Below are 20,353 nucleotides of genomic sequence, written 5' to 3'. Positions count from 1 at the left end.
GATATGTTCGAATTACGCGTCGAGCGGTGTCATTCGCACGGACGGGCGTGGCGCTCTCGCCAGCTCTTCACCGGCAGCGAGAACTTCTGCACCAGCCGATCCGTGAACGGCCCGTCCCACAGCCGGACCAGCCGCACCGGGGTGGTGCCGCACGTGACCCGCACGCGGGCCCCCGGCGGCAGTTCGATCAGCCGGCCGCCGTCGCAGGTCAGGACCGCGGGCGAGCCGTCCGGGTCGATCCCGACCGTGATCACCGAGTTCCGTGAGACGACCAGCGGCCGCGCGAACATCGCGTGCGCGTTGCTCGGCACGACCAGCAGCGCCTGGACGTCGGGCCAGATGATCGGGCCGCCCGCCGAAAACGCGTACGCCGTCGAACCGGTCGGTGTGGCGCAGAGCACACCGTCGCAGCCGAAGGCCGACACCGGCCGTCCGTCGACCTCGATCAGCGCGTCGAGGACCCGCTCCCGGGTGCTCTTCTCGACGCTGGCTTCGTTGAGCGCCCAGGTGCGGGCGACCTCTTCGCCGGCGTGGGTGACCGTGACGTCGATGGTCATCCGCTCTTCGACCTGGTAGTCGCCGTCGACGACGCGCTGCACGGTGTCGGCCAGCGCGTCGGAGTCCGCCTCGGCGAGGAAGCCGACGCGCCCGAGGTTCACGCCCAGCACCGGCACCCCGGCGGTGCGGGCCAGCTCGGCCGCGCGCAGCAGCGTGCCGTCGCCGCCAAGGACGAAGACCAGCTCCACGCCGGCGGCCGGGTTGTCGTCCGGGTCGACGACGGTGCAGGTCGCGCCGACGCCGTGCTCGTCCGGGTTGATCAGCGCGCAGACGTCGTGCTCGATCACCCGGATCCGGATGCCTGCCTTGGCGAAGCGCGCCGAAACCTCGCGCGCGGCCTCGCCCGTCGCCTCGCGATCGGGGTGCACCATGAGGAGCACTTCACGTTCCGTGGTCATGCGGGCCCTTCCTCGACGGCGGTTCGGACGAGCCGCTCGGCCTCAGACCTGTCTACCGCGTCCACAGTGGACTCGGCCACGTGATCTTTCTTCAGCCACACGAAGTACTCGACGTTCCCGGACGGCCCCGGCAGCGGGCTCGCGGTCACCCCACGCAGCGCGAGCCCGAGCTTCGCGGCTTCGTCGATCACCGTCAGCACGGATTCGGCACGCAGGTCCGGGTCGCGGACCACCCCGCCGCTGCCGAGCCGGTCCTTGCCCACTTCGAACTGCGGCTTCACCATCGGCACCAGGTCGGCGCCTTCGCGCGCGCAGGCGGCGAGCGCGGGCAGCACGAGCTTGAGCGAGATGAACGAGAGGTCACCGACGACGACGTCGACCTGGCCGCCGAGGTCGTCGGGAGAGAGGTTGCGAACATTGGTGCGGTCCATGACCACTACACGTTCGTCGGTGCGGATCCGCCAGTCGAGCAGGCCGCGGCCCACGTCGGCGGCGATCACGGTCGCCGCGCCGTTGCGCAGCAGGACGTCGGTGAAGCCGCCCGTGGACGCGCCGGCGTCGAGGCAGCGCTTGCCTTCGACGCTCAGCTCCGTGAAGGCTTCCAGCGCGCCGAGCAGCTTGTGCGCGCCGCGCGAGGCCCAGCCGGGGTCGTCCTCGTCCTTGACGACGATGGGCGCGTCGGTCTCGACGCCGGTGGCGGGCTTGCTCGCGACCATGCCGCGGACGGTGACCTTGCCGCCGGTGATCAGGGCCGACGCCTGTTCGCGCGACCGGGCGAGGCCGCGCCGAACCAGTTCCGCATCGAGGCGGGCCCGCTTGGGCACGGGCTCAGACCTTGTCGATGCTGGACAGGGCGACGGTCAGCTCGGTGTGCACGGCGTCGAAACGCTCGACGTGCTCGGCGAGCGGCAACGCGTCCAGGTCGTCCAGCCCGGCGACGGCTTCGTCGATGCCGGCGCGCGGGTCGGTCTGCGGCGAGAACGAACCGGGCGGCGGGCCCGGGACGGGGTAGGGATGATCCTGCACGTTACGAACGGTAGCAGTCAGCCGAGCCGGGCCTTCGTGTCCTCGCCGAGTTCGGTGACACCGGTCTCCCAGGCCGCGTGGCAGAGCGCGCGGAGCAGGTCGAGGTCGTCGCCGTCGCCGGTCGCGTGAAGGACACCGTTCTCCGTGGTGACCGACCAGCCCGGGCGCGGCCCGATCTTGAGGTCCTCGGGCGACTCGGTGAGCGCGGTGAGGTCCTTCGCCAGGTACGTCCCGCGTTCGGCGGGGACGGCCTCGATCAGCTGCCGCGGCGTCGCGACCCCGGAGAGCACGACGAGCGAGTCGATGCCCGCGGCGACCGCACCGGCGATGTCGGTGTCGAGCCGGTCGCCGACGACCAGGGGCCGCTCCGCGCCCGCCGACCGCGCCGCGGTCTCGAACAGCAGCGGCTGCGGCTTCCCGGCGACCAGCGGCTCGACGTCGGTGGCGGTGCGCAGCGCGGCGACCATCGAGCCGTTGCCGGGCAGCAGGCCGCGTTCGCTGGGCAGCGTCGCGTCGACGTTGCAGGCGACCCACAGCGCACCCGCGCGGATGGCCAGGCAGGCCTCGGCGAGCGCGGCCCAGGTGTTGTCGGGCGAGTGTCCCTGGACGACCGCCTTGACGTCGTCCCCGTTCTCCCGCACCGGCTCGAGCCCCGCCCCGGCGACCTCGGCGGCCAGCGACCCGGTGCCGACGACCAGGACCTCGGCACCGGGCTCGAGCCGGTCCTTGAGCAGGACGACGCCGGCCTGGGCGCTGGTGTGCACCTCGTCGACGCCGGCGGGCATGCCGAGGCCGGTGAGGTGCGCGACGACCTCGTCGGGCGCCTTGGAGGCGTTGTTCGTGACGAACCGGACGGGTGTGCCGTGCTCGCGGGCCGCGCGGACCGTCTCCGGGGCGCCCGGGATCACCCGGGCGCCGTGGTAGACGGTGCCGTCGAGGTCGAACAGGACGGCGTCGTACGCCGCGAGCAAGGCGTCACTCATCGGTGTCTTCGGTGTCCTTTTCCTCGGTGACCTTTTCCGCCGCGGCCCTGTCCTTCGGCCCGTTCGCCAGGTCGGCGGCCCGCTCGGCGGCGTCGGTCTCGTCGTTCTCATCGGCCTCGGCCGAGTTGAGGAACCACCGCACGGCTTCTTCCTCACGCCCGGCGGCCGCGAGGTTGTCGGCGTAGGCGTAGAAGAGGCGAGCGCTCCACGGCTCGCGCTTCTCGGCCTTGAGGTCGTCGCCCTGCAGCGAGACGACGGCGGCGTCGAGCTGCCCGAGATCCCGCCGCGCCCCGGCGGCGACGATCGCGAGCTCGACCTGAGTGGCCTTCGCCAGCTTCGCGGTGTCGACCTCCTTCGCCAGGTCCAGCGCACGCTCCGGCCGCCCGAGCGCCCGTTCGGCGTCGGCGATGATGGCGATGTGGTCGTCCGTCCGCGTCATCCGCCGGACGGCCCGCAGCTCGGAGAGGGCTTCGGACCAGTTGCCGATGTGGTAGGCGACCAGGCCGAGCGCCTCGCGCACGATCGGCACGCGCGAGGCCTTGGCCTTGGCGTACTTGGCGTGTTCGAGCGCGGCCTCGGGATCGCTGTCGAGCAGCCCACCGGCGGCGACGAGGTGCTTCCCGACGGTCTCGGCGAGGCCCTTCGGCAAGGTCCTCAGCTCGCGACGGGCGTCTTCGTCGAGGTCGGAGAACTCGATGTCTTCGGGAAGCTCGGGAGCCTCGAGCAGCTCCTTGGCGAGAGCTTCGTCATCGAGCGCGGCGCCGACCTTGGGCCGCGAGTCGAAGCGCTTGCCGGAGCCGCGCTCGTCGTCCCGACGCTTGAAGTCCCCACCGGACCGAGCCCCACGGTCTTCCCACCGCGGCTTGCGGTCACCGTAGGAAGCCTTGCCCTGCGGCCGCCCGGCACGGTCGTCGGAGCCACGGTTGCTTTCGCTGCGGTTGCCTTCGCTGCGGCTGTCGGCACCACGGTTCTCGTAGCGGTCACCGCTGCTGCGGCCGCTGAAGCCACCGCTACCGCCCGGCCGGCTGCCGGAGTCCCGGTTGCCGGACCCACCGCGGCTGCCCGAGTCACGGTCGCCATAGCTGCCGCCATTCGGCCGACCGGAGTCGCGGCTCCCGTACCCACCACCGCGACGATCATCGCGGCTCCCCGAGTCACGGCCGCTGTAGCCACCGCTGCGCCGGTCGTCACGGTCGCCGCCGCTGCGGCCGCCGTAGCCACCACTGCTGCTGCCCGGCCGGCTACCGGAGTCACGGTCCTTAAACCCACCACGACGGTCGTCACGGCCACCGGAGTCCCGGTTGCCGTACCCACCGCGGCTGCCCGAGTCACGGTCGCCATAGCTACCGCTGCGCCGGTCGTCACGGTCACCGCCGCTGCGGCCGCTGTAGCCACCGCCGCTGCTCTGCCGGCTTCCGGAGTCGCGGTTGCCGTACCCGCCACCGCTCGGCCGACCGGAATCCCGGCCGCCGTAGCCGCCACTGCTGCCCTGCCGGCTACCCGAGTCACGGTTGCCGTAGCCACCGCCGCCTTGCCGACTGCCCGAGTCGCGGCCGCCGTAGCCACCGCCTTGCCGGCTACCGGAGTCACGATTGCTGTAGCCGCCGCTGCCGCCTTGCCGGCTACCGGAGTCGCGGCTCTCGTACCCACCACCGCGACGATCATCGCGGCCACCGGAGTCGCGGTTGCCGTAGCCACCACTGCGCCGGTCATCGCGGTCACCCGTGCTGCGGCCGCTGTACCCACCACCGCCGCTGCCCTTGTACCCGCCACCGCCGCTGCCCTGCCGGCTTCCGGAGTCGCGGTTGCCGTACCCACCGCCGCTCGGCCGACCGGAATCCCGGCCGCTACCGCCACGGCGGTCGTCACGGTCACCGGCGCCCCGGCCGCCGTAGCCGCCACCGTTCGGTCGGTTGCCGGAGCTGCCCCGACGGTCATCACGGTCACCGGCGCTGCGGCCGCCGTAGCCACCGCTGCTGCTCGGTCGGTTGCCAGAGCTGCTACCGCGGCGGTCGTCGCGGTCGCTGAAGTTGCGGCCGCCCTCGCGGCTCTGACCTGCGCCGCTTCCGCGCTGGTCGCGGTCACGGGGACCGTCGCCGCCGCGGAAGGGCTTCCCGCCGCCGCGGACTCCGTGGTCGTCGCGGCGAGGCCGGCCCTGGTGTCCGCCGTCGCGGCCGCCGCGGTCCTGGCGCGCACCGCGCCGGTCTCCCCGGGGTGCGTCCGACCGGTCCCGGGAGCCTTCGTCCCGGCGTGCCGATCGGCCGGACCCATCATCGCTTGAGTCTCGTCGACCGAACTCGGACACCTGGCCTCCTGCCGTGGAAAAAATCTTGTTCTGGACATACACGTACGGCCCGCTAGGGCAGCCAACTGGCTATCCTAACGGGCCGTACGGAAGGTAAGTTCGGCGGTGTCCTACTCTCCCACAACCCTTCGGTTGCAGTACCATCGGCGCTGTCAAGCTTAGCTTCCGGGTTCGGAATGGGACCGGGCGTTTCCCTGACGCTAAAACCACCGAAACACTCCGAAACAACACACACCGTCACCGGCGTGGTGCTTCAGAACCGTAGAGTGGATGCGCAACATCTTCGTAGACAAGTCCTCGGCCTATTAGTACCAGTCAACTCGACAACACATTACTGTGCTTCCATTTCTGGCCTATCAACCCAATGGTCTCTTGGGAGCCTTAACCCACAAAAAGGGGTGGGATACCTCATCTTGGAACAGGCTTCCCGCTTAGATGCCTTCAGCGGTTATCCCTTCCGAACGTGGCCAACCAGCCATGCCCTTGGCAGAACAACTGGCACACCAGAGGTTCGTCCGTCCCGGTCCTCTCGTACTAGGGACAGCCTTCCTCAAGTATCCTACGCGCGCGGCGGATAGGGACCGAACTGTCTCACGACGTTCTAAACCCAGCTCGCGTGCCGCTTTAATGGGCGAACAGCCCAACCCTTGGGACCTACTCCGGCCCCAGGATGCGACGAGCCGACATCGAGGTGCCAAACCATGCCGTCGATATGGACTCTTGGGCAAGATCAGCCTGTTATCCCCGGGGTACCTTTTATCCGTTGAGCGACACCCCTTCCACCAGGAGGTGCCGGATCACTAGTCCCGACTTTCGTCCCTGCTCGACATGTCTGTCTCACAGTCAAGCTCCCTTGTGCACTTGCACTCAACACCTGATTGCCAACCAGGCTGAGGGAACCTTTGGGCGCCTCCGTTACTCTTTAGGAGGCAACCGCCCCAGTTAAACTACCCATCAGGCACTGTCCCTGAACCAGATCATGGCCCGAGGTTCAGATTCCCAATTCGACCAGAGTGGTATTTCAACAACGACTCCACAGTAACTAGCGTCACCGCTTCACAGTCTCCCACCTATCCTACACAAGCCGAACCGAAAACCAATACCAAACTATAGTAAAGGTCCCGGGGTCTTTCCGTCCTGCCGCGCGTAACGAGCATCTTTACTCGTAGTGCAATTTCGCCGGGCCTGTGGTTGAGACAGCCGGAAAGTCGTTACGCCATTCGTGCAGGTCGGAACTTACCCGACAAGGAATTTCGCTACCTTAGGATGGTTATAGTTACCACCGCCGTTTACTGGCGCTTAAATTCTCAGCTTCGCCATTACTGGCTAACCGGTCCTCTTAACGTTCCAGCACCGGGCAGGCGTCAGTCCATATACATCGTCTTGCGACTTCGCATGGACCTGTGTTTTTAGTAAACAGTCGCTTTCCGCTGGTCTCTGCGGCCACCCACCCCTAGCCTGCAAGAAGCTTCAGGATGTTTGGCCCCCCTTCTCCCGAAGTTACGGGGGCATTTTGCCGAGTTCCTTAACCACAGTTCACCCGATCGCCTTGGTATTCTCTACCTGACCACCTGTGTTGGTTTGGGGTACGGGCCGTGCATGCACTCACTAGAGGCTTTTCTCGGCAGCATAGGATCACTCTACTTCGCCTCAAACGGCTACGCATCACGTCTCAGAGTATATAAAGCACGGATTTGCCTATGCTTTCTCCTACACGCTTACACCAGGACAACCATCGCCTGGCGGAGCTACCTTCCTGCGTCACCCCATCGCTTGACTACTACGAAATCAGGTCCCACGCTCCACACACCACCATCCACCCGAAGGCTTCAAGCAATGGCTTTGGGTGGTTAGTATCAAACGCCTCGTCATGGGCGCACATGCTCGGGTACGGGAATATCAACCCGTTGTCCATCGACTACGCCTGTCGGCCTCGCCTTAGGTCCCGACTTACCCTGGGCGGATTAGCCTGGCCCAGGAACCCTTGGTCATCCGGCGGCAGAGTTTCTCACTCTGCATTCGCTACTCATGCCTGCATTCTCACTCCCACACCCTCCACGACTGGCTTCCGCCGCCGCTTCCCTGGATGCAGGACGCTCCCCTACCCATCCACACCACTAGACAACACCCTCAAGGAGTGAAGCCGATGTATTGCATGAATGACACAGCTTCGGCGGTGTGCTTAAGCCCCGCTACATTGTCGGCGCAGGACCACTTGACCAGTGAGCTATTACGCACTCTTTCAAGGGTGGCTGCTTCTAAGCCAACCTCCTGGTTGTCTGGGCAATCCCACATCCTTTCCCACTGAGCACACACTTAGGGGCCTTAGCTGGTGTTCTGGGCTGTTTCCCTCTCGACGACGAAGCTTATCCCCCGCCGTCTCACTGCCACGCTCTCACACTACGGTATTCGGAGTTTGGTTGATTTCGGTAACCCGGTAAGGCCCCTAGACCATCCAGTAGCTCTACCCCCGCAGAGAAACACGTGACGCTGCACCTAAATGCATTTCGGGGAGAACCAGCTATCACGGAGTTTGATTGGCCTTTCACCCCTACCCACAGCTCATCCCCTCAGTTTTCAACCTAAGTGGGTTCGGGCCTCCACGACGTCTTACCGTCGCTTCACCCTGGCCATGGGTAGATCACTCCGCTTCGGGTCTAGACCACGCGACTCAATCGCCCTATTCAGACTCGCTTTCGCTACGGCTACCCCACACGGGTTAACCTCGCCACGCAGCACTAACTCGCAGGCTCATTCTTCAAAAGGCACGCCATCACCCAAAGGCTCTGACGGCTTGTAGGCACACGGTTTCAGGTACTCTTTCACTCCCCTCCCGGGGTACTTTTCATCTTTCCCTCACGGTACTCGTCCGCTATCGGTCTTCAGGAAGTATTTAGGCTTACCGGGTGGTCCCGGCAGATTCACAGCAAATTCCACGAGCTCGCTGCTACTCGGGAACACCAAACAAACAATCAACGACATGTTTTCGCGTACGGGGCTCTCACCCACTCCGGCCGCCCATCCCAAGGCGTTCCACTAACACGCGCGATCATTCCGAGGACTGTCAGATCCTCGACGCTGGGTCCCACAACACCGCACATACAACGCCTGACAGCTTGACATATGCACGGTTTAGCCTCTTCCGCTTTCGCTCGCCACTACTCACGGAATCACGGTTGTTTTCTCTTCCTACGGGTACTGAGATGTTTCACTTCCCCGCGTTCCCTCCACACACCCTATATATTCAGGTGCGGGTAACACCACATCACTGGTGCTGGGTTTCCCCATTCGGAAATCCTCGGATCACAGCTCGGTTGACAGCTCCCCGAGGCTTATCGCAGCCTCCTACGTCCTTCATCGGCTCCTGAAGCCAAGACATCCACCATGTGCCCTTAACAACTTGACCACAAAGATGCTCGCATCCACTCTACAGTTCTCAAACACCACACCAGAAACAAACAGCGTTCCAGGGCTGTGACGCCCTGAGGCGTGTTGCCTCAGGACCCAACAGTGTGCACAGTGAACAACCACCCTCCAAGGCGCCGGCCCCCCGTTCCACGACCATCCGAAGACGACCAGTACTAGGCAAGGCATTGCCAACCAAGAGTGACCATAACCAATAGTTCCACAATTCCTTGAGCAACCACAGCAACACCACAGTCGGGTGTTAAACCCTGGCCACCCCACGCTCTTGATCCGGGTATCCCGGGAACGTGGATGTGTTGTGCTCCTTAGAAAGGAGGTGATCCAGCCGCACCTTCCGGTACGGCTACCTTGTTACGACTTCGTCCCAATCGCCAGTCCCACCTTCGACCACTCCCTCCCCGAAGGGTTGGGCCATGGGCTTCGGGTGTTACCGACTTTCATGACGTGACGGGCGGTGTGTACAAGGCCCGGGAACGTATTCACCGCAGCGTTGCTGATCTGCGATTACTAGCGACTCCGACTTCACGCAGTCGAGTTGCAGACTGCGATCCGAACTGAGACCGGCTTTAAGGGATTCGCTCCACCTCGCGGTATCGCAGCCCTCTGTACCAGCCATTGTAGCATGTGTGAAGCCCTGGACATAAGGGGCATGATGACTTGACGTCATCCCCACCTTCCTCCGAGTTGACCCCGGCAGTCTCCCACGAGTCCCCGCCATAACGCGCTGGCAACGTAGGATAAGGGTTGCGCTCGTTGCGGGACTTAACCCAACATCTCACGACACGAGCTGACGACAGCCATGCACCACCTGTACACCAACCACAAGGGAAGCCCCATCTCTGGGGATGTCTGGCGCATGTCAAGCCCAGGTAAGGTTCTTCGCGTTGCATCGAATTAATCCACATGCTCCGCCGCTTGTGCGGGCCCCCGTCAATTCCTTTGAGTTTTAGCCTTGCGGCCGTACTCCCCAGGCGGGGCGCTTAATGCGTTAGCTACGGCACGGACAACGTGGATGTCGCCCACACCTAGCGCCCAACGTTTACAGCGTGGACTACCAGGGTATCTAATCCTGTTCGCTCCCCACGCTTTCGCTCCTCAGCGTCAGTATCGGCCCAGAGACCCGCCTTCGCCACCGGTGTTCCTCCTGATATCTGCGCATTTCACCGCTACACCAGGAATTCCAGTCTCCCCTACCGAACTCAAGTCTGCCCGTATCGACCGCACGCTCCACGTTAAGCGTGGAGATTTCACGGCCGACGCGACAAACCGCCTACGAGCTCTTTACGCCCAATAAATCCGGACAACGCTCGCACCCTACGTATTACCGCGGCTGCTGGCACGTAGTTAGCCGGTGCTTCTTATCCAGGTACCGTCACTTGCGCTTCGTCCCTGGCGAAAGAGGTTTACAACCCGAAGGCCGTCATCCCTCACGCGGCGTCGCTGCATCAGGCTTGCGCCCATTGTGCAATATTCCCCACTGCTGCCTCCCGTAGGAGTCTGGGCCGTGTCTCAGTCCCAGTGTGGCCGGTCACCCTCTCAGGCCGGCTACCCGTCGTCGCCTTGGTAGGCCACTACCCCACCAACAAGCTGATAGGCCGCGGGTTCATCCTGCACCGCCAGAACTTTCAACAACCTTCCATGCGAAAAGTTGTGATATCCGGTATTAGACCTCGTTTCCAAGGCTTATCCCAGAGTGCAGGGCAGATTACCCACGTGTTACTCACCCGTTCGCCACTCATCCCCACCCGAAAGTGGTTCAGCGTTCGACTTGCATGTGTTAAGCACGCCGCCAGCGTTCGTCCTGAGCCAGGATCAAACTCTCCAACAATGAACAGTTTAATCGAGGCAATTCAATTGCTCTCAAAGGAACCTCATACGAGGTTCAATACATAAGCTCTACTGGCTTAGTTCACTAGCACACTGTTGAGTTCTCAAGCAACACACCCCGAGTCGCACCGCCGTCAAGCGGCCTTACTCGAAGCGAGTATTCCTAGCAGTTTTTGGTGGGACACCCACTCAATCGCTTTCTGCGAGAGCTTGGTTCGTGTCCCGGTGGCCACCCGGTTTCCCTGGCGACTTGGAGAACTTTACACCCCGTCAGAGGCCCCGAAACAGGGGGGTACCTTAACCGCGTTCCCGCAGGTCAGGTCCCTGTTTCGGGCCTCCGGAGGACGTTCAGCCGCCGAGCGCGACGCCGGCGACGTTGCGCTTGCCCTTGCGGACCACGAGCCACTTGCCGTGCAGGGCGTCGCCCGGCGCCGGCTTCCACTCCTCGTCCGCGATCTTCACGTTGTTGACGTACGCGCCGCCCTCCTTGAGCGTGCGGCGCGCGGCGCCCTTGCTGTCCACCAGTCCCCCGGCGAGCAGCAGGTCGACGATCGTCGGCTCGCCCGACGGGTCGACCTTGCCGTTCGGCACCTCGGCCATCGCGGCGTCGAGGGTGCGTTCGTCCAGGTCGCCGAGCTCGCCGCGGCCGAACAGGGCCTGGCTCGCGGCGATGACCTGCCGGGTCTGCTCCTCGCCGTGCACGAGAACGGTGAACTCCTCCGCCAGGCGCTTCTGCGCGGCGCGCAGGTGGGGGCGCTGTTCGGTGTCCTCGGCCAGCGAAGCGATCTCCTCCTGCTCGAGGAAGGAGAACATCCGCAGGTAGCGGATGACGTCGGCGTCGCCCACGTTCACGAAGTACTGGTACCAGGCGTAGGGGGAGGTCATCTCCGGGTCGAGCCAGAGGTTCCCGCCGCCGGTCGACTTGCCGAACTTGCGGCCCTCGGCGTCGGTGACCAGCGGCGCGGTCAGCGCGTGCGCGCTCGCCCCGTCGGTCCGGCGGATCAGGTCGACCCCGCCGACGAGGTTGCCCCACTGGTCGGAGCCGCCGACCTGCAGCTTGCAGCCGTACTGGCGGTGCAGCTGCAGGTAGTCCTGCGACTGCAGGAGCAGGTAGCTGAACTCGGTGTACGACATGCCGTCGCCCTCGAGCCGCCGCTTCACCGTCTCCCGGTTGAGCATGACGTTGATCGAGAAGTGCTTCCCGACGTCGCGCAGGAACTCCAGGGCGCTCTGCTGCCCGGTCCAGTTGAGGTTGTTCTCGACGATCGCGCCGGTCGGCGAGTCGTCGAAGTCGACGAACCGCTCGAGCTGGCCGCGGATGCGCCCGGCCCACTCGGCGACGACGTCGAGCGTGTTCAGCGTGCGCTCACCGGTGTCGCGCGGGTCGCCGATCATCCCGGTCGCGCCGCCGGCCAGCACGATGGGCCGGTGCCCCGCGCGCTGGAAGCGCTTGAGCATGAGCAGCGGGACCAGGTTGCCGGCGTGCAGGCTGGGCGCGGTCGGGTCGAACCCGCAATAGAGCGTGACGGGACCCTGGTCGAGCTCGCGCCGGAGGGCGTCGATGTCGGTGGACTGCGCGATCAGGCCGCGCCAGGACAGCTCGTCGAGGATGTGTTCGCTCACGCCTGTAGATCCTCCCGCACCAGGTCAACCGACTAACTGGCGGGTCGGACCCGCCGCTTCCCGCCGCGCCGGTAGGTGGACACGGCCGGTGACCCGTCGACCCAGAACCGCCACGGCGTCTCCATCGCCATCGCGACGCCGACGCGGGGGCCGGTGCGGATCAGCTCGTCCGGCACGCGTTCGCCCTGGTAGATCCGGACGGGTGACGCCGGATCGGTCAGGTCGACGCCGTTCTGCTCTCGGTCGACGCGGAGCACCGACGTCAGGATGGCCGGCCCCTTGGCCAGTTCGCCGGTCCCCCGCGCGGCCGGGCGCCGCTTGCGGACGACGTCGAGGCCGGTGACGACCTCGCCCGCCCGCAGCAGCACCGCGCCCGCCACGCCGTCGTGGGAGCCGACGATGTTCGCGCAGAAGTGCATCCCGTAGACGAAGTACACGTACAGGTGACCCGCGGGCCCCCACATCACGGCGTTGCGCGGGGTCTGACCGCGGTAGCAGTGCGACGCCGGGTCGTCCTCGCCGCGGTAGGCCTCCACCTCGACCAGCCGGACGCCGACGGTGCCGTCGGGACCGTCGGCCTCCAGGACCGAGCCGAGCAGCAGCCGGGCCAGGTCGACGGGATCGAGTGCCAGCTCTTCGCGCGTGAACAGCCGGTCGTTCAACGCCGCTCCCCTCGTCCTGGTGACCCGGCCGAGCGTAGCCAGCGGGCTAGTTGAGCCACTGACGGGCCGCGGTGACGCGCTCTTCCAGCCGGTCGCGCTGCTCGGCCACGCGTTCCGGCGCCGTCCCGCCCCGGGCGTTGCGGGACTTCACCGAGCCTTCGACGGTGAGGACCGCGCGCACCTCGGGGGTGAGCGCCGGGTTGATCTTCTCGAACTCCTCGTCGGTCAGCTCGTCCAAGCCGACGCCGCGGGTTTCGGCGACGCGAACGCTTTCGCCCGCCGCTTCGTGCGCGACGCGGAACGACACGCCCTGGCGCACCAGCCACTCGGCGATGTCGGTGGCCAGCGTGAACCCGGCCGGGGCGAGCTCGGCGAGCCGGTCGGTGTGGAAGGTCAGCGTGGCGAGCATGCCCGCGATCGCCGGGAACAGGAGCTCGAGCTGCTCGACCGAGTCGAACACCGGCTCCTTGTCCTCCTGCAGGTCGCGGTTGTAGGCCAGCGGCTGCGCCTTCAGCGTGGCCAGCAGGCCGGTGAGGTTGCCGATCAGCCGGCCCGCCTTGCCGCGGGTCAGCTCGGCGACGTCCGGGTTCTTCTTCTGCGGCATGATCGAGCTGCCGGTGGCCCAGGCGTCGTCCAGTGTCACGTAGCCGAACTCGGCCGTGTTCCAGATGATCACCTCTTCGGCGATCCGGGACAGGTTCACCGAGAGCATGGCGACGGCGAAGGCGAATTCGGCGACGAAGTCCCGCGAGGCCGTGCCGTCGATCGAGTTCTCGACGCTGGTCGCGAAGCCCAGCTCCTCGGCGACGGCCTCGGGGTCGAGCCCCAGCGACGAGCCGGCGAGCGCACCCGAGCCGTACGGCGACTCGGCCGTGCGGGCGTCCCAGTCCTGCAGCCGCGAGACGTCGCGGAGCAGCGCCTGGCCGTGGGCCATCAGGTGGTGCGCGAGCAGCACCGGCTGGGCGTGCTGCAGGTGCGTGCGGCCGGGCAGGATCGCGTCCGGGTGGCGCTTGGCCTGCGAGACCAGCGCGTCGACGACCTCCAGGGTGCCGGCGACGACCCGGCGGGCGGCGTCGCGCAGCCACATCCGGAACAGCGTGGCCACCTGGTCGTTGCGCGACCGGCCGGCCCGCAGCTTGCCGCCGAGGTCGGTGCCCGCCCGCTCGAGCAGGCCGCGTTCGAGCGCGGTGTGCACGTCCTCGTCCGCGATCGTCGGCGTGAACTCCCCCGACGCGACGTCCTGGGCGAGCGCGTCCAGCGCGGTCAGCATGCCCGTCAGCTCGTCGTCGGTGAGCAGGCCCGCCTTGCGCAGCACGCGGGCGTGCGCGCGGGAACCGGCGATGTCGTAGGGCGCCAGGCGCCAGTCGAAGTGCGTCGACGCGCTCAGCGCGGCCATGGCCTCCGCCGGACCGCTGGCGAACCGGCCGCCCCAGAGCTGCACCGGCTGCTCGTTCCCGCTCACTGTTCTCGCTTCTCCTCGTCGTTCGTTCGGGTGTTCAGGCGACCGTGATCCGGCCGTCGTGCAGGACCAGGCGGACTTCGCCCGACACGGCGTCGGCCAGCCTGGCGCATCCGCGGCCGGCCCGCCGGTCGAGCGCGGCGCACGCCTCGCCGCGACCGATCCGCTGCGCTTCGCCGCGCGCGCTCAGCATCCGGCGCGCTTCGGCGACCGAGACGGTCTCGCCGTCGACCGCCACCGGGACTCCGCGGTCGAAGGTGATCACGACCTCGTCCGGCGCGAGGAACTCGCCCTCGGCCGGGAAGATGTCGCCGATCGGGATCATGGTGGTCCGTCGTCTCCTTGCTCGTGCGCCGAGCGCTGGGCGAGCGCCGCGAAGCGCTCCGCCAGTTCCTTGCCCGTCAACGGTTCCCGGGCGATCACGGCGACGGTGTCGTCCCCCGCGATCGAGCCGACGACCTCCTCCAGGGCCGCCCGGTCGATCGCGCTGGCGAGGAACTGCGCCGCGCCCGGCGGCGTCCGCAGCACCATCAGGTTGCCGGACGAGTCCGCCGAGACCATGAGCTCGGCCAGCAGCCGGGAGAGCCGCGACGTCCCGCCCTGGACTCCGCGAACGGGGCTGCCGTCCTCGGGGATCACGTAGACCGGCGCTCCCGAGTCCGGACCGCGCAGCTTGACCGCGCCGAGCTCGTCGAGGTCGCGCGACAGCGTGGCCTGGGTGACCTCGATGCCCTCGGCGGCCAGCAGCTTGGCCAGCTCGGTCTGGCTGCGGATCGTCATGGTGGACACCAGCTCGGTGATCCGCGCCTGCCGCCCCACCCGGCTGCTGGTCATCGCCGGCTCTCCTCGAAGAGCCAGACCAGCAACGCCTTCTGCGCGTGGAGCCGGTTCTCCGCCTCGTCCCACACCGCGCTGGCCGGGCCGTCGAGCACCTCGTCGGTGATCTCCCAGCCGCGGTGCGCCGGCAGGCAGTGCAGCACGATCGCGTCGTCCGCCGCCTTCTTCAGCAGCTCGGCGTTGACCTGGAGCGCGCGGAACGGGCCCACCCGGTCGAGACCGTCGTTCTCCTGCCCCATCGACGTCCACGTGTCGGTGACGAGCACGTCCGCGCCCGCGACCGCCTCGTACGGGTCGGTGAAGACAGAGGCCGTCCCGCCGGTCTCCTCGCCGCGCTTCTTGGCGTCGAGCATGACCTGCTGGTCGGGCTGGAAGCCGAGCGGCGAGACCACGCGGACGTGCATGCCGGCGGTGACCCCGGCGAGCAGCAGCGAGTGCGCCATGTTGTTGGCGCCGTCGCCGAGGTAGACGAGCGTCAGCCCGGCGAGCTCGCCCTTGCGCTCCCGGATCGTCATCAGGTCGGTGAGCGCCTGGCACGGGTGGAACTCGTCGGTGAGCGCGTTGACCACCGGGATCGACGCCGCCGAGGCCATCGCCTCGATGCGCTTCTGCGCGAAGGTCCGCCACACGATCCCGTCGACGTAGCGGGACAGCACCCGCGAAGTGTCTTCGATGGTCTCCTCGCGGCCGAGCTGCATCGACCGGCCGTCGACGATCACCGGGTGCCCGCCCAGCTGGCTGATGCCGACCTCGAACGAGAACCGGGTGCGCGTCGAGTTCTTCTCGAAGATCGCCGTGATCGACTTGCCGGCGAGCGTCTTGGTGCCGAGCGGGTCGGCCTTCAGCGCGTCGGCGATGTCCAGGATGGCCTTCTGTTCGGCCGGACTGACGTCGTCGTCGCGGAGGAAGTGGCGGAGCATCAGTCGGAGTCCTTCGTGGTGGAGTCGAGCGCGTTCGGGAGTGCGGCGAGGAACCGTTCGACCTGCTCGCCGTCGAGCACGAGCGGCGGCGCGAGCCGGACGGTCTCCGGGGCGATCGGGTTGACGAGGTAGCCGGCGTCCTGGAGGGCCTTCGCGACCCCCGCCGAAACGGGCTGCTTCAGCGCGATGCCGAGCAGCAGGCCGGCTCCGCGCACCCCGGCGACCAGCGGGTGGCCCAGCGCCTCGACGCCCGCCGCGATGTCCTTGCCCAGCGCGGAGACGTGGTCGAGGAGGCCGTCGGAGGCGATGGTCTTCAGCACGGCCAGGCCGGCCGCGCAGCACACCGGGTTGCCGCCGAAGGTGGTGCCGTGGTGGCCCGGCTTGAGCAGGTCGGCCGCCGCGCCGACGCCGATGACCGCGCCCAGCGGCAGCCCGCCGCCGAGGCCCTTGGCCAGGGTGATCACGTCCGGGACAACGCCGGCCTGCTGGTAGCCGAACCAGCTGCCGAGCCGGCCGACGCCGGTCTGCACCTCGTCGAGCACCAGCAGCGTGCCGGTGGCCTTGGTGATCTCGCGGGCGGCCTGCAGGTAGCCGTCCGGCGCCGGGAAGACGCCGGCCTCGCCCAGCACCGGTTCCAGGAAGACGGCCGCGGTGTCGGTGTCCACCGCCGCTTTGAGCGCCGCGACGTCGCCGTACGGGACGTGCTCCACCCCGGGCACCAGCGGCTTGAACGGGTCGCGCTTGCCGGGCTGGCCGGTGAGCGTCAGCGCGCCCATGGTCCGGCCGTGGAACGCACCTTCGGCGGCGATCACCTTGGTGCGCCCGGTCAGCCGGCTGATCTTCAACGCGGCTTCGTTGGCCTCGGCGCCGGAGTTCACGAACAGCACCCGGCCGTTGCCCGCGAGGCCGGCGACGTCGAGCAGCGCTTCGGCGAGTTCGACGGCGACCGGGTTGACGTACAGGTTCGAGGTGTGGCCGAGCTGCTTGATCTGCGCGGTGACGGCTTCGACGACCGCCGGGTGGGCGTGCCCGAGCGCGTTGACGGCGATGCCGCCGAGCAGGTCGACGTACTCCTTGCCGTCGGCGTCCCACACCTTCGCGCCTTCGCCGCGGACGAGCGTCAGCGCCGGGGTGCCGTAGTTGTCCATCAGGGCGGACTGCCAGTGCTGCCGGCCGTCGGCGTTGGACTCGATGTCGGTCACGGGAGCTCCGTTTCGGGGAAGACCATGGTGCCGATGCCCCGCGAGGTGAAGACCTCGAGCAGCACCGAGTGGGCGAGCCTGCCGTCGATCACGTGCGCCCGGCGCACGCCGCCGCGGATGGCGCGCACGCACGCCTCCATCTTCGGGATCATCCCGCTGGCCAGGCCGGGCAGCATCGGTTCGAGGTGGTCGACGCGGATGCGGTCGATCAGCGACGACCGGTCGGGCCAGTTCGCGTACAGGCCTTCGACGTCGGTGAGCACCACCAGCTTTTCGGCACCCAGCGCCGCCGCGAGCGCGCCCGCCGCGGTGTCGGCGTTGACGTTGTGCACGACGCCGTCGACGTCCGGGGCCACCGTGGAGACCACCGGGATGCGCCCGGCGTTGACGATGTCGAGCACCGCGTCCGGGTTGACCTCGGCGACCTCGCCGACGAGCCCGATGTCGACCTGCTCACCGTCCACAGTGGCCTGTTTGCGCTCGGCGGTGAACAGCCGCGCGTCTTCGCCGGAGATGCCGACCGCGTACGGCCCGTGCGCGTTGATCAGCCCGACGAGCTCGCGGCTGACCTGGCCGGTGAGCACCATCCGGACGATGTCCATCGTTTCCGGCGTGGTGACCCGGAGGCCGCCCTTGAACTCGCCTTCGACGCCGAGGCGGGTGAGCATCGCGGTGATCTGCGGCCCGCCGCCGTGGACGACGACCGGGCGCAGGCCGGCCAGGCGCAGGAACACCATGTCCTCGGCGAAGGCCGCCTTCAGCTGGTCGTCGATCATGGCGTTGCCGCCGTACTTCACCACGACGGTGGCACCGTGGAAGCGTTGCAGCCAGGGCAGTGCTTCGATGAGGACCCCGGCCTTCTCGGCCGCCGTCGCCAACCTCTCGTCCGCGGAAATCAGAGCCTCCTGGTTCATGAGGAGTACGCGCTGTTCTCTTCGACGTAACCGTGCGAAAGATCCGTGGTGTAGATGGTGGCCGCTTCGGTGCCGACGCCGAGGTCGACGACGATTTCGATCTCCCGTGCGGTGAGGTCCGCCGCCGTCCGGTCGGCGGCCGGCATGCCCTGGGCGAACAGGGTGACACCGTTGATCGTGATCGACACCGTCTCCGGGTCGATCCGGGCCGGGACGCGGCCCAGCGCCATGGCGATCCGGCCCCAGTTCGGGTCGGAGCCGAAGAGCGCGGTCTTGACCAGGTTGTCCTCGGCGATCGTGCGGGCGACCGCGATCGCGTCGGTCTCGGAGTCCGCGCCCTGGACGGTGATGTTGACGTCCTTCGTCGCGCCCTCGGAATCCGCGCGCAGCTGCAGCACGAGGTCGAGGCCGACCTTGGTGAGCAGTTCGGTGAGCTCCAGCTCGGTGGGCTCGACCCCGCTCGCGCCGGACGCCAGCACCAGCACGGTGTCGTTGGTGGACGTGCCGCCGTCGACGTCGAGCCGGTCGAAGGTCACGCGGGTCGCCGCGCGCAGGGCCCGGTCGAGGGTTTCCTTGTCCACCACGGCATCGGTGGTCAGAACCGAGAGCATGGTGGCGAGGTTCGGCGCGAGCATGCCGGCGCCCTTGGCGAAGCCGCCGACGCTCCAGCCGCCGTCGTGCTTCGCGAAGGCCTGCTTCGGTTTCGAGTCGGTGGTCATCACGCCGGTGGCGGCGTTCAGGCTCGCTTCGGCGCTCGCGTCGAGTGCCTTGAACGCGGACTCCACGCCGGACAGGACCGCGGGCATCGGCAGCCGTTCGCCGATCAGGCCGGTCGAGCAGACAGCCACTTCGATCGCGCCGGCCTGCAGGACTTCGGCGACTTTTTCGGCGGTGGCGTGGGTGTCCTGGAAGCCGCCGGGCCCGGTGGCCGCGTTGGCGCCGCCCGAGTTGAGCACGACGGCCTTGAGCCGCTGCTGCTTGAGCACTTCCTGCGACCACAGCACCGGTGCGGCCTTGATGACGTTGCGGGTGAACACGCCGGCCGCGACGTCCAGCGGGCCGTCGTTGACGACCAGCGTGAGGTCGAGCGCGCCGGAAGCCTTGATCCCGGCGGCGACGCCGGCGGCGCGGAAGCCCTGGGGGCCGGTGACGGTCACGGTGCCACTCCTACGGTGGGAAGCCCGGTGGTTTCCGGGAGGCCGAGGGCCAGGTTCATCGACTGGACGGCACCGCCCGCGGTGCCCTTGGTCAGGTTGTCGATCGCGGCGACGACGACCAGCCGCCGGGCGCCGGTGTCGACCGCGACCTGCAGCTGGACGTTGTTCGAGCCGAGCGTCGACGCGGTGGTCGGCCAGGCGCCGGCGGGCAGCAGCTGGACGAACGGTTCGGCGTCGTAGGCCTTCTCGTAGGCCTCGCGGACCGCGGCTTCGCCGACGTCACCCTTCAGCGGCGCGCTCGCCGTGGTGAGGATGCCGCGGGGCATCGGCGCGAGGACCGGGGTGAAGGACACGGTGACCCGCTCCCCCGCGACGGCCGAGAGGTTCTGCGCGAACTCCGGGGTGTGGCGGTGGGCGCCGCCGACGCCGTACGCGCTCGCCGAGCCCATCACCTCGGAGCCGAGCAGGTTCGGTTTCAGGCTCTTGCCCGCGCCGGAGGTGCCGGTGACCGCGACGACCGTGACGTCCGGCTCGATCAGCCCGTCGGTGAAGGCGGGCGCGAGGGCCAGCGAGCCGCCGGTCGGGAAGCAGCCGGGCACGGCGACGCGCTTGGTGCCGGTGAGCCGCTCGCGGGCGCCGGGCAGTTCCGGCAGGCCGTACGGCCACTGGCCGGCGTGCTCGCCGCCGTACCAGCGCTGCCAGTCGGCCGGGTCGGCCAAGCGGTGGTCGGCGCCGAGGTCGACGACCAGGACGTCCGGGCCGAGCTGCGCCGCGATCTCGGCGGAGTGGCCGTGGGGCAGCGCCAGGAAGACGACGTCGTGGCCGGCGAGGGTTTCCGGCGTCGTCTCGGCGAGGACGCGGTCGGCGAGCGGGACGAGGTGCGGCTGGTGGACGCCGAGTCTGGTGCCCGCGCTGCTGGCGGCCGTGAGCGCGCCGATCCGCACCTCGGGATGGGTCAGGAGCAGGCGCAGCAGCTCGCCGCCCGCGTACCCGCTGGCTCCGGCCACCGCGATGTTCACCGTCATACGCATGATTATGCACGCCCTTGCAAGGCTA

The 20,353-nt window shown here is 67.8% G+C and carries 15 protein-coding genes and 3 rRNA genes; all 18 read right to left on the bottom strand.

Annotation, left to right across the window (positions count from 1 at the left end; translation table 11 throughout):
• Nucleotides 1–29: 29 nt before the first annotated feature.
• Nucleotides 30–956 (bottom strand): NAD kinase, encoded by a 927-nt coding sequence (locus MUY14_RS05755; RefSeq protein ID WP_247021546.1) that lies wholly within the window; start codon nucleotides 954–956, stop codon nucleotides 30–32.
• A complete protein-coding gene (locus MUY14_RS05750) occupies nucleotides 953–1,780 on the bottom strand; it encodes a TlyA family RNA methyltransferase (protein ID WP_247021544.1) in 828 nt (275 codons plus the stop codon). Before MUY14_RS05750 ends, MUY14_RS05755 begins: the two co-directional genes overlap by 4 nt.
• A 4-nt stretch (nucleotides 1,781–1,784) precedes the next feature.
• Nucleotides 1,785–1,982 carry a hypothetical protein gene (locus tag MUY14_RS05745; protein WP_247021542.1) on the bottom strand — a complete coding sequence of 66 codons (198 nt, stop codon included), beginning with the start codon at nucleotides 1,980–1,982 and terminating at the stop codon, nucleotides 1,785–1,787.
• Nucleotides 1,983–1,999: 17 nt separating this feature from the next.
• On the bottom strand, nucleotides 2,000–2,965 hold the full coding sequence (locus MUY14_RS05740) for an HAD-IIA family hydrolase (RefSeq protein WP_247021540.1): 966 nt from the start codon (nucleotides 2,963–2,965) through the stop codon (nucleotides 2,000–2,002).
• Nucleotides 2,958–5,312 carry a hypothetical protein gene (locus tag MUY14_RS05735; protein ID WP_247021538.1) on the bottom strand — a complete coding sequence of 785 codons (2,355 nt, stop codon included), beginning with the start codon at nucleotides 5,310–5,312 and terminating at the stop codon, nucleotides 2,958–2,960. The genes MUY14_RS05740 and MUY14_RS05735 overlap by 8 nt, the downstream gene beginning before the upstream one ends.
• A gap of 55 nt (nucleotides 5,313–5,367) precedes the next feature.
• Nucleotides 5,368–5,484, bottom strand: a 5S ribosomal RNA gene (gene rrf / locus MUY14_RS05730).
• 71 nt (nucleotides 5,485–5,555) lie between these two features.
• A 23S ribosomal RNA gene (locus MUY14_RS05725) occupies nucleotides 5,556–8,676 on the bottom strand.
• 329 nt (nucleotides 8,677–9,005) lie between these two features.
• Nucleotides 9,006–10,524, bottom strand: a 16S ribosomal RNA gene (locus tag MUY14_RS05720).
• Together the 16S, 23S and 5S rRNA genes form the textbook arrangement of a ribosomal RNA operon.
• 347 nt (nucleotides 10,525–10,871) lie before the next feature.
• Entirely contained in the window at nucleotides 10,872–12,146 is a 1,275-nt protein-coding gene (tyrS, locus tag MUY14_RS05715) for a tyrosine--tRNA ligase (protein WP_247021535.1), read from the bottom strand.
• Nucleotides 12,147–12,178: 32 nt separating this feature from the next.
• The gene (locus tag MUY14_RS05710; protein WP_247021533.1) at nucleotides 12,179–12,808 is read right to left on the bottom strand and encodes a DNA-3-methyladenine glycosylase; all 630 of its coding nucleotides are present in this window, start codon (nucleotides 12,806–12,808) and stop codon (nucleotides 12,179–12,181) included.
• Between the two features lie 46 nt (nucleotides 12,809–12,854).
• A complete protein-coding gene (argH, locus tag MUY14_RS05705; RefSeq protein WP_247021531.1) occupies nucleotides 12,855–14,270 on the bottom strand; it encodes an argininosuccinate lyase in 1,416 nt (471 codons plus the stop codon).
• 34 nt (nucleotides 14,271–14,304) lie between these two features.
• Nucleotides 14,305–14,592 (bottom strand): argininosuccinate synthase, encoded by a 288-nt coding sequence (locus MUY14_RS05700; RefSeq protein ID WP_247021529.1) that lies wholly within the window; start codon nucleotides 14,590–14,592, stop codon nucleotides 14,305–14,307.
• Nucleotides 14,589–15,101, bottom strand: coding sequence for an arginine repressor (locus MUY14_RS05695; RefSeq protein ID WP_247021526.1), 513 nt, complete (start codon nucleotides 15,099–15,101; stop codon nucleotides 14,589–14,591). Before MUY14_RS05695 ends, MUY14_RS05700 begins: the two co-directional genes overlap by 4 nt.
• Nucleotides 15,098–16,024 carry an ornithine carbamoyltransferase gene (argF, locus tag MUY14_RS05690; protein ID WP_247021524.1) on the bottom strand — a complete coding sequence of 309 codons (927 nt, stop codon included), beginning with the start codon at nucleotides 16,022–16,024 and terminating at the stop codon, nucleotides 15,098–15,100. Before argF ends, MUY14_RS05695 begins: the two co-directional genes overlap by 4 nt.
• The gene (locus tag MUY14_RS05685; RefSeq protein WP_247021522.1) at nucleotides 16,024–17,226 is read right to left on the bottom strand and encodes an acetylornithine transaminase; all 1,203 of its coding nucleotides are present in this window, start codon (nucleotides 17,224–17,226) and stop codon (nucleotides 16,024–16,026) included. The genes argF and MUY14_RS05685 overlap by 1 nt, the downstream gene beginning before the upstream one ends.
• Nucleotides 17,223–18,140, bottom strand: a complete 918-nt coding sequence (argB, locus tag MUY14_RS05680) for an acetylglutamate kinase (protein WP_247021520.1) — start codon at nucleotides 18,138–18,140, stop codon at nucleotides 17,223–17,225. The genes MUY14_RS05685 and argB overlap by 4 nt, the downstream gene beginning before the upstream one ends.
• A complete protein-coding gene (gene argJ, locus MUY14_RS05675; protein ID WP_247021518.1) occupies nucleotides 18,137–19,297 on the bottom strand; it encodes a bifunctional glutamate N-acetyltransferase/amino-acid acetyltransferase ArgJ in 1,161 nt (386 codons plus the stop codon). The genes argB and argJ overlap by 4 nt, the downstream gene beginning before the upstream one ends.
• Nucleotides 19,294–20,322: an N-acetyl-gamma-glutamyl-phosphate reductase gene (gene argC / locus MUY14_RS05670; RefSeq protein ID WP_247021516.1), complete on the bottom strand. Its 1,029-nt coding sequence runs from the start codon at nucleotides 20,320–20,322 to the stop codon at nucleotides 19,294–19,296. The genes argJ and argC overlap by 4 nt, the downstream gene beginning before the upstream one ends.
• Nucleotides 20,323–20,353 lie beyond the last annotated feature (31 nt).

Source organism: Amycolatopsis sp. FBCC-B4732, assembly GCF_023008405.1.
GTDB lineage: Bacteria > Actinomycetota > Actinomycetes > Mycobacteriales > Pseudonocardiaceae > Amycolatopsis > Amycolatopsis pretoriensis_A.
This window is presented reverse-complemented; position numbering and strand designations above follow the sequence as displayed.